Origin of the sequence: Agrilactobacillus yilanensis (genome assembly GCF_003946725.1) — a bacterium.
In the GTDB taxonomy this organism is placed as follows: domain Bacteria; phylum Bacillota; class Bacilli; order Lactobacillales; family Lactobacillaceae; genus Agrilactobacillus; species Agrilactobacillus yilanensis.
The window spans coordinates 25,832-37,315 of record NZ_RHOY01000024.1 but is presented as its reverse complement, the minus strand read 5'-3'; the positions used below and the strand labels follow the sequence as shown (position 1 = coordinate 37,315).

10 protein-coding genes and 1 tRNA gene are annotated in these 11,484 nt (G+C 41.5%); all 11 read right to left on the bottom strand.

Translation table 11 applies throughout. From position 1 onward, the window contains the following. Window positions 1–441: 441 nt before the first annotated feature. Entirely contained in the window at window positions 442–1,617 is a 1,176-nt protein-coding gene (locus tag EKM93_RS12660) for an MFS transporter (protein WP_164507096.1), read from the bottom strand. 308 nt (window positions 1,618–1,925) lie between these two features. Further along, window positions 1,926–2,507, bottom strand: coding sequence for a TetR/AcrR family transcriptional regulator (locus EKM93_RS12655; protein WP_125715940.1), 582 nt, complete (start codon window positions 2,505–2,507; stop codon window positions 1,926–1,928). 171 nt (window positions 2,508–2,678) lie between these two features. Beyond that, a tRNA-Leu gene (locus tag EKM93_RS12650) sits at window positions 2,679–2,763 on the bottom strand. Between the two features lie 78 nt (window positions 2,764–2,841). Continuing rightward, a complete protein-coding gene (gene thrB / locus EKM93_RS12645; RefSeq protein WP_125715939.1) occupies window positions 2,842–3,711 on the bottom strand; it encodes a homoserine kinase in 870 nt (289 codons plus the stop codon). Continuing rightward, window positions 3,708–4,994 (bottom strand): homoserine dehydrogenase, encoded by a 1,287-nt coding sequence (locus EKM93_RS12640; RefSeq protein ID WP_125715938.1) that lies wholly within the window; start codon window positions 4,992–4,994, stop codon window positions 3,708–3,710. The genes thrB and EKM93_RS12640 overlap by 4 nt, the downstream gene beginning before the upstream one ends. Before the next feature lie 20 nt (window positions 4,995–5,014). Further along, complete coding sequence (locus EKM93_RS12635; protein ID WP_125715944.1) at window positions 5,015–5,476, bottom strand: SprT family protein; 462 nt, start codon at window positions 5,474–5,476, stop codon at window positions 5,015–5,017. Next, complete coding sequence (locus EKM93_RS12630; protein WP_125715937.1) at window positions 5,469–7,667, bottom strand: Tex family protein; 2,199 nt, start codon at window positions 7,665–7,667, stop codon at window positions 5,469–5,471. Before EKM93_RS12630 ends, EKM93_RS12635 begins: the two co-directional genes overlap by 8 nt. 81 nt (window positions 7,668–7,748) lie before the next feature. Further along, the gene (locus EKM93_RS12625) at window positions 7,749–8,642 is read right to left on the bottom strand and encodes an ABC transporter permease (protein ID WP_125715936.1); all 894 of its coding nucleotides are present in this window, start codon (window positions 8,640–8,642) and stop codon (window positions 7,749–7,751) included. After that, a complete protein-coding gene (gene trpX / locus EKM93_RS12620) occupies window positions 8,639–9,640 on the bottom strand; it encodes a tryptophan ABC transporter substrate-binding protein (protein ID WP_125715935.1) in 1,002 nt (333 codons plus the stop codon). The genes EKM93_RS12625 and trpX overlap by 4 nt, the downstream gene beginning before the upstream one ends. Window positions 9,641–9,719: 79 nt before the next feature. Beyond that, a complete protein-coding gene (locus EKM93_RS12615) occupies window positions 9,720–10,154 on the bottom strand; it encodes a hypothetical protein (protein WP_125715934.1) in 435 nt (144 codons plus the stop codon). Between the two features lie 76 nt (window positions 10,155–10,230). Next, a complete protein-coding gene (locus tag EKM93_RS12610; RefSeq protein WP_125715933.1) occupies window positions 10,231–11,478 on the bottom strand; it encodes an MFS transporter in 1,248 nt (415 codons plus the stop codon). Window positions 11,479–11,484: the final 6 nt, after the last annotated feature.

Below are 11,484 nucleotides of genomic sequence, written 5' to 3'. Positions count from 1 at the left end.
GCTAACGCCGTGAGCGGTCTTCGCTTACAAGTTAGACGTAGCTAAGCGCAGAAATCAGTCTTTTGGAGCGCGTTTAATCAGAGCGCGAACTAGAGCGGGAAAGCCTCGAACGTAACCTAGTCTTACGACATAAGCCTGCTCTTGGCTTGTAAGTAAGGCATAGTTATGTGAGAGCTTTGCTCTAGTGAGCGCGTTTCAGAAGCAGAGCGGGAAAGCCTCGAGCACTAACCTAGAATCTTGCAGTGTGTCGTCAGACACGCAAGAGATTCGTAGTTAGGTGAGCGCTTTGCTCCAGTGAATGCATTTCAAAAGACATACACAAAATAAAACCGATATAAATCAACTATTTCGTATTAATTTAATTTTTTCTTCCTATATAATATAAAAACGAGATTAAATCAAAATCAACTTTTGACTTAATCTCGTTTTTTTGACTTTACATTAGCTAATTCGACGACTTTGCACCTTTGAGCGCCCATTGATAAGTATGATAATCAAGGTGATTACAGTTAACGCCCCAAATATACCAACGTTTATCCAAAATATGGGATGCAGATCACTAAATCGGTTAATCTTTTGAATCAATAACGCTGAGTATGGGGACAATGAGCCCGCCAAGTTGTAAACTATAAGAATTAACGCAGTGTCATTGACACTACCATTCCCATCTGCATTGACACTGTTTAGAATCCATGGGAAAAACTGACGTACACCAACACCAGTCACAAAGCCGCCGAAAACAGTGAGCCATGTGCTGTTAGATAGTGCAATCAAGGCCATAGCAATGGCCATCAGTAACATTGATACAGGCAAAATATAATTTTTTAAGGCAGCAAACATTCGACCGAAAATCACACCGCCAAGCATTGCACCCAGACTCAATCCTAAGATTACATAACTGGCATCGGTTGCCGTCCCATAACCTGCGCTGACCATCAGTGTTGGTACTTTAATCCCCATGATCATGTACGCCGTGATGACAATGAAGGTCAGCAGCAATAAAGCGGCAAGTTTGCCTTTATGCCCCGGCGCCGCCTGTGTTGCCACATTGCTGGTTTTCTGATCATTAGTAATTTGGGGGACAAAAAGCGTAAATAGAATCAGTGCGGGAACAGTGATGACATACGCCCAAAAGGACATATGCCAATTGATTTGGACCAGTTGACCAGCAATAAAGGTGACCAAAACGCCACCAAATCCCTCAAAAGTACTTTGGAAACCAATTGTTTGTGAGCGCTCTTGCCCTTGAAAAAAATAACTGATGATAACGACCAATAGCGAATTAAATAAGCCCACTCCAAAGCCAAAAGCCGCACGTGAGAGCATCAAAAGCCAAAAACGATTGATGATTAGCGGGGCAAGGCCAGCAATTGCAGTAAGCGTTACGCCAAGGATAACGGTATTTTTGATGCCAATTTTCCGTGCAATTCGATCACTGATCAACAATGCCAACATCAAAAAGAATGATGGAATAGTGGTCAACAACTCAACTTGTGTCAATGGCACATTCGGAAAAGCTTTTGCTAATACCGGAATATTGGCATTAATTGCAGGTGCTGAGGCAGTAATCACTGACACAAGTAGAATTGATAATTTTAACATCGTACGATTTTTCATTTGCATATAAATCTCCTCTGAGTATTGCATTATTTGTTACAACTAATCGTTGAACTTTGTCGTTGTTCGTTCTAAATACCGATCTTCGATTGTATAGTTTGGCAATATCACAGCACTTGCGATCAGTGTCTTTCTAAGAACCACCTGGATCTCACTGGAACCATCCCCGGCATTGATGCAACTGTGACATTTGTATCCGCACTATCAAAAATAGCATCTCTACTTTTGTTATACCTATCCTTTTTATATGACTAATGGTCATATTTTTAGAAAAAGACAACACCATCATCCTTGATGGTGACTTAACTTCATTGATAAGGGTTGACAAGCAGCTCTAGTTGTTGCGTGCAGAACTGCTGTGTCCGCTGTATTGGATCGATCGCTTTCGGATCAATGCACCAGCTTAAAATAATACCATACATCTGTGTCAGTAAGGTTTCTGCTAGCACGTAATGTGGCGTTTTGGCACTCAGTTTATCTTCGCGAATCAGTTGTTGAATGAACCGTTCCAAAGAATCAACATCCAACTGCCACTTATCCTTATTCGCGTCGCTAGCGGAAACATATCGCACCCATTGCCGCGCAAGTTCGATTTTAGAATTGGCGATTACAGTCATGAATTCTTCTAAATAAGCACTGATACTGGTAACTGCATCCTGATTTCCAGTATCACGCGACCCGATCAAGTTGGCAAACCGATGTTTACTGAGTTCAAATATTAGATCTTCTTTACGTTTAAAATAGTTATAAAAGGTGCCCTTAGCGATCCCACTCGCCTTCACAATACTATCGACAGAAACACGTTCATAACCATCTTTGACGATCAACCGATCCGCAGTATCCAGTAACTTAGCGCGGGTTTGTTTTGCATTATCTTCACGTTTACCCATGATTTTCACCTCGAAAAACAGTATAATCCCTTCTCGCAAGAAAATCAATGACTACCGGTCATATTTTATTTAAAGTAAATGCTGCTTTATCATCGTTACTAAATTATTGGCATAAAAAAAGCCTTCAACCTCAAAAGGTCAAAGACACCATATAAACGTACTTCAAACTGATGCGGGCGAGAAGACTCGAACTTCCACGGGGATTATTCCCCACAAGATCCTTAATCTTGCGCGTCTGCCATTCCGCCACGCCCGCAAGTTGTAATTGCACTTGAAATAAGCACAATTACAATTATATTCTAACAAATCCAACTCTGTCAACAACAAATCAAAATCAATTAATAACTCGACCACCAAGACGGTCAATTGACATAACTCGAACCTCACCGTCCAACTGCGGTTCTGCCTTTAAAGCAGCGACAACAGCTGCGGTTTGTGCTTGCGTTGCCACAGTCATAACCGTTGGCCCTGCACCACTGAGGTAAGTACCCACATGTGCTGTATGCTGTAAAACAGTTCTAATTCTATCCAAATCCGGTACTAATTTCCGACGATAGCCTTCATGAAACTCATCTTTTACCATCATCCGACCGATAACATCAATATCTTGTTTTGCCACAGCAGCCACATACACATTACCCACTGAAGCGCCGTGAACAGCCTTGCGGTAAGCAAATTTCTCAGGCAACGCTTCACGGCTTTCTTTAGTCCGTAACTCCACATTGGGAATATATGCGATAAAGCTCAGCTTAGGATAAGGCAGCTGTAGCGCATCACACCAGTCTTCGTCATAAGTTGCGGCGACAAAATCACCTAATACGGCCGGGGCAACATTATCGGGATGACCTTCTAAACGGGTGGCTAATTGCAACAGCATCGTCTGATCTAAATTCATTTGGCCCAGTTCATTAGCTAACAACAGTCCTGCTACAATCGCGGAACTGCTGCTGCCTAAGCCTCGGGCTAAAGGAATCGTGGAGGTCACTTTCAAATGTCTGGGACTTAATTCTGGATTGATTGACAGTGCTGTCCGCACGACTAAATTATTGCGATCATTGGCCACATTGCTGCCAAACTCATGATCCACTAACCAATTTTCTAACGGTTCCAACACTTCAACCACTAAATAACTATTTAAAGCAATCCCTAATGAATCAAAACCTGGCCCTAAATTAGCAGATGTTGCTGGTGCAATGATCTTCATTTTGAAGCCTCCAGCACTTTGTAGCAAGAAATCAAGCTGATCGCACCATCTGCCTTAATTTCTTTTTGAATTTCTTGTAATTTCGCTAAACTTGTTTTGTGGGTAATCACCACAACCCGAGCGTATTCACCGTCAGTCTCCGTTTGAACGACTTGCTTCACTGAAGTATCTGCTTCTGTCAGAATATGGGTTAACTTCAAAAGTTGTCCTGGAATATCCGGAATCTTTAATGCTAAATAATAAGGGGCAACTACCATATCCGGTGTTGCTAATTCTGCCTTTTGCCGATACCCATTAAACGTGTTACCCGTTGTGCCTAAAATAATATTTTTAGTCACCGCAATAATATCGCTTAAGACACTATTGGCCGTTGGCATCTTCCCAGCGCCAGGGCCTACAAACATCGTTGTACCGACAGCAGCGCCTTTAACTAAGACCGCATTATTTTCATTTTGAATTGTTGCCAAAGGATGCTCCAACGGCACTAATGCAGGGGCAACAGAAACTGCTAGTTGGCCATTAATTTCCGCAGATTCACCGACTAATTTCATAGTATAACCCATCGTCCGGGCTTGTTTAATATCTGCAGCATCAATTTTACTAATGCCTTCTACAGTTAGGTCAGACAGCTTCACATTTGTACCATAAGCAAATTGCGTTAAGATAATCATCTTATAAGCCGCATCAATACCTTCTACGTCATTAGTTGGATCGCTTTCAGCAAAACCTAATTCTTGAGCAGATTTTAGGGCGGCTTGATAAGTCATCCCCTTCGTTACCATCTGCGTCATAATATAATTCGTTGTCCCATTGACAATGCCTTTAACATCTTCAATTTGATCTGCTGCAAAACTGTTGACGATTGTCCGTAAAATCGGAATCCCCCCAGCAACGCTGGCTTCATAAACAAGATCTACATTATTTTTCTTGGCGATTTTAACTAACTCGCTACCGTGTTGGGCAATCAAATCCTTATTAGCAGTTACGACATTTTTGCCGTTTTCTAAAGCTTGGACAATATAGTCCATGGCTGGTTGGATAGATCCCATAACTTCAACAATAATTGGGATTTCAGGATCGTTTAACACTGCATTCACATCAGTGGTTAATTCAATATCCTTAAATTCATCTTTATGAGCCGCAACATTACGAACAGCCACCCGTTTAACTTCCAAATGGCGACCGGTAATTTGCGAAATCTTTTCCTGATGTTCTTGAATAATTTGAACAACACCGCTACCGACAGTGCCTAAACCAAGCATACCAATTTTAATTTGTTCCATTGTGAGAGCCTCCTATTAAATCAATTTATTTTTTGAATCACTTTTAGAAATACTAACTGCCCACCGCATTTACGGCAACGATAACGTTCTGGATTCAAACGCCGCTGTCGATAATAAGGCGTCAAACAGCGCTGACACTGATACACCACTAATTTTTGCCCTTTTTTAGGCATCGGTGGGGTATAAACAAGGCCTTTTACCTCTGACAGCAGTTGTTTAAATTGTACACTACGGTGCTGATAAGGCAACCCTAAAAGATGCAGATGGTAATGACATAATTCGTGTTTGATCACGCCAACCAAAACCGTCTGATCATAATATTGCAATAGTTTCGGGTTAATATCAATATGATGATCTTGTAAATGATACCGACCACCCGTAGTTTGCAACCGGTTATTAAAAACAGCTTGGTGCAAAAATGGCTTTTGAAAATACTGCTGCGAAACCTGCTGTACGAGCTGCGTTAAGTCTTCATCAGTCACGATTCGTGCCATCTTTTTGCTGAATTGGATCAATCATCGTCAATTGTACCCGCTGCCGTTTCAAATCTACATCTAAGACCCAAACATTTACAATATCGCCGACAGAGACTACTTGACTCGGTTTTTTGACAAAACCCTTTTTCAGTTGTGAAATATGCACTAAACCGTCATGCTTCACACCAATATCTACAAAGGCGCCAAAATCTACAACATTACGTACGGTGCCTTGCAAACTCATGCCTGGTTTTAAATCCTCAATCGTCAGCACATCTTGCCGTAATAAAGGCGCCGGGACATCATCCCGTAAATCACGACCAGGCTTGGCTAAACTCGTGGTGATATCCGCCAACGTCTCTGGACCAACGGCTAATTTCTCCGCCATTTGCGGTAAATTCACTTGGGCCAATGCCGTTTGCAATGCGGGTGTCCCCAATTGCTGCATATCTGAACCTAAATCTTGCACTAAAGCTTTAGCCACGGGATAACTTTCCGGATGAATATCCGTATTATCCAGCGGTTCGCTGCCATTCATAATCCGCAAGAAACCTACAGCCTGCTCAAATGCTTTAGGCCCTAAGCGCGGTACCTTCTTCAACGCTTTTCGAGAATCAAATCGACCTTGTTCGTTTCTAAAGGTCACAATATTTTGTGCCGTTGTTTTAGTTAAACCAGAAATATGCAATAGCAATTCAGGGCTGGCTGTATTTAAGTTAACCCCCACATTATTAACCACATCTTCAACCACATTATCTAACTGCGCGCTCAAATCTTTTTGCGAAACATCGTGCTGATATTGGCCCACACCGACGGCTTTAGGTTCAATTTTTAAAAGTTCTGCCAAGGGATCTTGTAACCGCCGGGCAATACTGACAGCGCTACGTTCTTCGACATGTAATTCTGGAAATTCGGCCCGGGCGTTGTCACTAGCTGAATACACCGAAGCGCCGGCTTCATTAACTACCACATAGTAGACTTGTCGTTTTAATGTTTTCAAAACCTCAACGACAAACTCCACCGATTCCCGGCTGGCCGTACCATTACCGATCGCCACCATGGCCACTTGATATTTTTCAACAAAATCTTTGAATAAGTCAAAGGCTGCCTTTCGTTTGTCGGCAGCAGCTGGTTTATGGGGATAGATCACTAACTTGTCCAAAAATTTCCCAGTACCATCGACAACTGCTAATTTACAGCCTGTCCGATATGCCGGATCAAACCCTAAAACAACTCGGCCTTTCATTGGTGGCTGTAATAATAGATGTTTTAAATTTTCGCCAAAGACCGAAATTGCCTTTGTATCAGCCATCGTTTTTAAAGCCGCCCGTATTTCCCGGGTAATCGCTGGGGCGATAAACCGTTGATATCCATCCCAAATGGCTGTTTGTACATCAGTTTTAGCTGGGCTGTCTGGTTTCTTTAAATAACGTTGGTCTAAGTGCCACTGAATACGCTCTGGGGCAACAACTAAGTTAACTTTTAAGATGCCTTCTTTTTCGCCCCGATTAATGGCTAAAACTTGATGTGAAACTAACTGGCCCACAGGTTCACTAAAATTATAGTAAAGTTCGTAAACGCCCTTTTCATCGGCTGTTTTATCTTTAACAGTACTCTCTAATTGCCCGTTACGTTCCGTAAATGTCCGGACCCATTGACGTAAATCTGCATCATCTGAAACAAATTCTGCAATAATCTCATGCGCCCCTGCAAAGACGGCTTCAATATCGGGTAAAGCTTTGTCAGCATCAATATATTTTGTTGCTTGCTGCTGTAATTCAGCCGTAGTCGTCACTGACTGGGCTAATAAATAGGCCGCAAACGGTTCCAACCCATTCTCCTTAGCAATCGTTGCTTTTGTACGCCGTTTTTTCTTATAAGGTAAATAAAGATCTTCAATCACTTGAAGTTTATCAGCGGCTTCCAGTTTTTGTTTTAAGTCTGGTGAAAGTTTGTCTTGTTCAGCAATCGCTCTGAGCACTTCATCCCGACGCTTTTCTAAACTTTCTAACCGATTATAGGTCTGTTCAATCTCTCGAATTTGGACTTCATCTAAAGAACCCGTGCGTTCCTTACGATAACGGGCAATAAATGGTACGGTGTTGCCTTCTGCTAATAAACCTAAAACTGCATTAATTTGCGGTTTTCGATAATTTGTTAACTGTTTAATCGTTAAATTTGTAATCTTGCTATCCATAAAAAACCTCTATTTATTAACTTTTAATTATTTTGTCATTTTATTTTAATAATGTAAACCCATTTTACCGAATCTTATCTTTTAAGTACGCATACTATTACGCATTGCCCGCCGTAAATGCAGTCTCTTTTCAACCGCTGGCAGCATCAAGGCTAACGCCAAGACAATGGCCGAAATAAGCTTTAAATCATTGGTACTAAAGCCTAATGCCAATACAACCAGCAAGACAAAGCGATAAATAATACTCCCTAAAATCGTTGCGACTAACCGCTGATTTAAGGTCAAATTACCAAATGCCACTTCACCGATAATAATCGCAGCCAGTCCAATGACGATAACCCCCACACCCATATTCACATCGGCGTAGCCATTATTTTGCGCAATTAAACCACCGGCCAACCCGATGAAGCCATTAGCCACCATCAAGCCCATAATTTTCATATTATCGGTATGAATGCCTAAAGAACGGGCCATATTCTCATTATCACCGGTAGCAATAAAGGCTTGGCCTAAATCGGTTTGTAAAAACCAGATCACTAATAATACAACAATGACACAAAAAATTAGGCCCAAAATAATACTGTCAAAATAAGGCGGCAGTTGTTTTAAAAAGGGTGCTTCAAATAAATTTGGCTTGTTTAATAAAGATAAATTACTGCGGCCTAAAACCCGCAAATTAATGGAATACAAGGCGGTCATAACTAAAATACCGGCCAGTAAAATAGGGACATGGCCCTTTGTATATAATAAGCCTGTTGTCAGACCTGCTAACAGGCCGGCAATAAAGGCCCCTAATAAGCCAAACATCGGTGAAAAGCCGTGACTAATTAAGGCGACGGCGACCGCGGCACCAAAAGGAAAAGTGCCTTCAACGGTCATATCTGGAAAATCTAAAATTCTAAATGTTAAAAATAAACCAATGCCTAAAATACTCCACAACAGGCCTTGGCCAATGGCGGAAACGATCATACTCATTGAATCAATTCCCCCTTTGCCTTCGCCTGATCAATTAAGTTTTGCGGTATTTGAATATTTAATTTTTGAGCTGCTTTTAAATTAATTACAAGATCCCCCGTCTGAATGAAGTTAATGGGGGTCGTTGCTGGTGTTGATTGGCCTTTCAAAATCGCCGCCACCATTTTCCCAGTTTCTTGGCCTAAACGGTATTGATTAATACTAATTGTCGCTAAACCACCATCTTCAACCATCGTATCCACCGCTGGAAAGACCGGTTTGTCTTTAGAATTGGCCACTTGAACCAACGTCTGCATGGCACTGGCAATCGTATTATCTGTAGGAACATAAACGGCATCTACTTCATTTACCATTGTACCGGCCACTTGGTTCACATCATTGGTGGACGTAACCGTATACGTTTTTAAAGTCAATTGCGGATCTTTAGCCACAATTGCTTTTAGCTTACGGACTTGGGTTTGGGCTGAATCATCACTAGAGGTGGATAAAACGCCTAATGTTTTCAAATTCGGCATGATTTGCTTAATCAGATCTAATTGGGCTTTAATTGGGGCCTGATCTGAAACGCCGGTAATATTGGCCCCTGGCTTTTTGTTATGCTTAACTAAACCAGCGCCCATGGGATCGGTCACTGCCCCTAATACAATCGGAGTTGTGGTGGTTACATCAGCTAACGCTTGCGCCGCTGGGGTGGCAATGCCGACCATCACATCCACATTTTCATCTTTGAAGCGTTCACTCATCGTTTTTAAATTACTTTGATCGTTTTCAGCATTTTGAAAGTCGATCTTCAAAGTATGTTTTTTTTCAGAATAACCTGCCTTGGCCAACTCAGACACGATCCCTTTATGAATGGCATCCAGTGCGGGATGGCTCGTTAACTGCAAAATACCCACTGTCGGAGTTTCTGCTATTTTTTGACTGGTTTTTCCGGTCATAAAAAAGGCCGCCACCAAAAAAGCCAGTAATGCGGCAATAAACACCAGCATTCGTTTCACATTCTAACCTCCAAATCATCAATACACTAAGAGGCCGGGGTAAAATTATCTTTCACCCACAGCCTCTTAGTAAAACGTCCTAAATTAATTGTGTAATTTTTTGAATATACTTACTAATTTTATCTGTAGCTGTATCTTGTGCTTGTTCCGCCATCAGAAATTTTTCCGAATCAACCGTTCGATCATCTAACATGCTATCTACCATATCTTGACAGCCGTCAACGAATTCTTCATAAGCATCCAAGAGCAAATGATGGGTGCCCATCAATTTTGCGGGTGCTTGGCCTCTTTTTAGCTTTTGCAGCTGATCTTTGTAACTATCTGTGCCCTTTTGAAAATTCTCTTGAATGGTCCAATAATCATCGGACGTGATATCGGCAACTTTGTCTGCTTCAATAGCTTCTTTTAAGCGTTCATAATCGCTATTCAAATCCGTTTGATTATCTTCTAAATTTTGGATCATGCCATTAATTAACTGTGCATAGCGCATTGTTCTTTGCTGTGTTTTATTCATAGTAAAAACCCTCCATTAAATAGTATACCAAAAGTGACGCGACAATGAAAAAGGAACCGGCACGTTCACTGTATTTTTATGCATCTTTACCTGTCAATTTTGGGAGTAGCGCAAAAAGAATTAAACCAATAATGAATAAAATACTCAAAGAAGCGGCACCAATTGTTGAACGTCCAGTAATTTGCGTGACAATCCCCACTAAAATAGGGCCCATGACCGCTGAGAATTTACCTAAAATATTGTAAAAACCAAAGAATTCACTGCCGGATTCTTTCGGAATTAATTTCCCAAAATAAGAGCGACTTAATGCCTGAATCCCACCTTGACTGGTACCGACTAAGATTGCTAAAATCCAAAAGTCCGTAACTGTTGTCAATCGTAAAGCATACAAACAAATTCCTAAATAGATCAAAATACCGACAAAGATACCGGTTCGAGCGGAAGTTTTGTTCGCCAGCCAACCATAAAGTAATGAAAATGGGAAGGCAATTAACTGTACTACCAGCAACACAATCATCAAGGTCGAGGTCCCTATCCCCATATCCATACCAATTGATGTGGCCATCGTAAATATCGTATCTACCCCATCAATATAGAAGAAGTAAGCGACTAAAAACCAAGCTGCGCCTTTGTATTGCCGAATGTGCCGTAACGTTTCAAAAACCCGTTTTAAACTATCTCTTACGGGCCGCTTGGTTGCCGGCAAAGCATAAACTTGATGTACATTTTTTAAAATTGGGATGAAGAAAAGTGCCCACCAACTTGCAGATAAGACAAAACTCCAACGCGCCACACCATAGGCTGATAAATGGCCAAAGCCACCGGTTAATTGTAGGCTCAAAAACAAAATAAAGGCGATCACGCCACCTAAATAGCCAAAACCATAACCGTAAGAAGATAGCTTATCCATCGTGCGATTATCTGCCACATCGGTTAAGAAACTATCATAAAATAGATTCCCACCAGAATAACCAATAATCGATAAAATGTAGACTACAATCAGCCACTGCCAATAACTTGGCGGAACAAGGGCTAACCCAAGATTCATCAAAATACCGACAAAAGCAAAAATATTTAACAACCGTTTTTTAGATTGTGGATAATCTGCCATCGCCCCTAAAATCGGCGCCAAAATAGAAACTAATAATGTTCCAAAACTATTGGCATAGCCCCAATAAGCCGTGGCATTGGCCGCACTAACCCCGCTGCTTTGCGCAACAGATTTGAAATAGACTGGTAAAACAGCGGTGGTAACAATGATACCATAGCCAGAATTGGCCCAATCGTAAAAAATCCAGCTCCACTGTGGTTTCGTAAATTTCATAAGCCG

Coding starts and splice junctions, on each gene's coding strand:
- EKM93_RS12630 (WP_125715937.1), bottom strand. CDS start 7,667: ATGGATAGCAAGATTACAAATTTAACGATTAAACAGTTAACAAATTAT.
- EKM93_RS12615 (WP_125715934.1), bottom strand. CDS start 10,154: ATGAATAAAACACAGCAAAGAACAATGCGCTATGCACAGTTAATTAAT.
- EKM93_RS12640 (WP_125715938.1), bottom strand. CDS start 4,994: ATGGAACAAATTAAAATTGGTATGCTTGGTTTAGGCACTGTCGGTAGC.
- EKM93_RS12610 (WP_125715933.1), bottom strand. CDS start 11,478: ATGAAATTTACGAAACCACAGTGGAGCTGGATTTTTTACGATTGGGCC.
- EKM93_RS12655 (WP_125715940.1), bottom strand. CDS start 2,507: ATGGGTAAACGTGAAGATAATGCAAAACAAACCCGCGCTAAGTTACTG.
- thrB (WP_125715939.1), bottom strand. CDS start 3,711: ATGAAGATCATTGCACCAGCAACATCTGCTAATTTAGGGCCAGGTTTT.
- EKM93_RS12660 (WP_164507096.1), bottom strand. CDS start 1,617: ATGAAAAATCGTACGATGTTAAAATTATCAATTCTACTTGTGTCAGTG.
- EKM93_RS12625 (WP_125715936.1), bottom strand. CDS start 8,642: ATGAGTATGATCGTTTCCGCCATTGGCCAAGGCCTGTTGTGGAGTATT.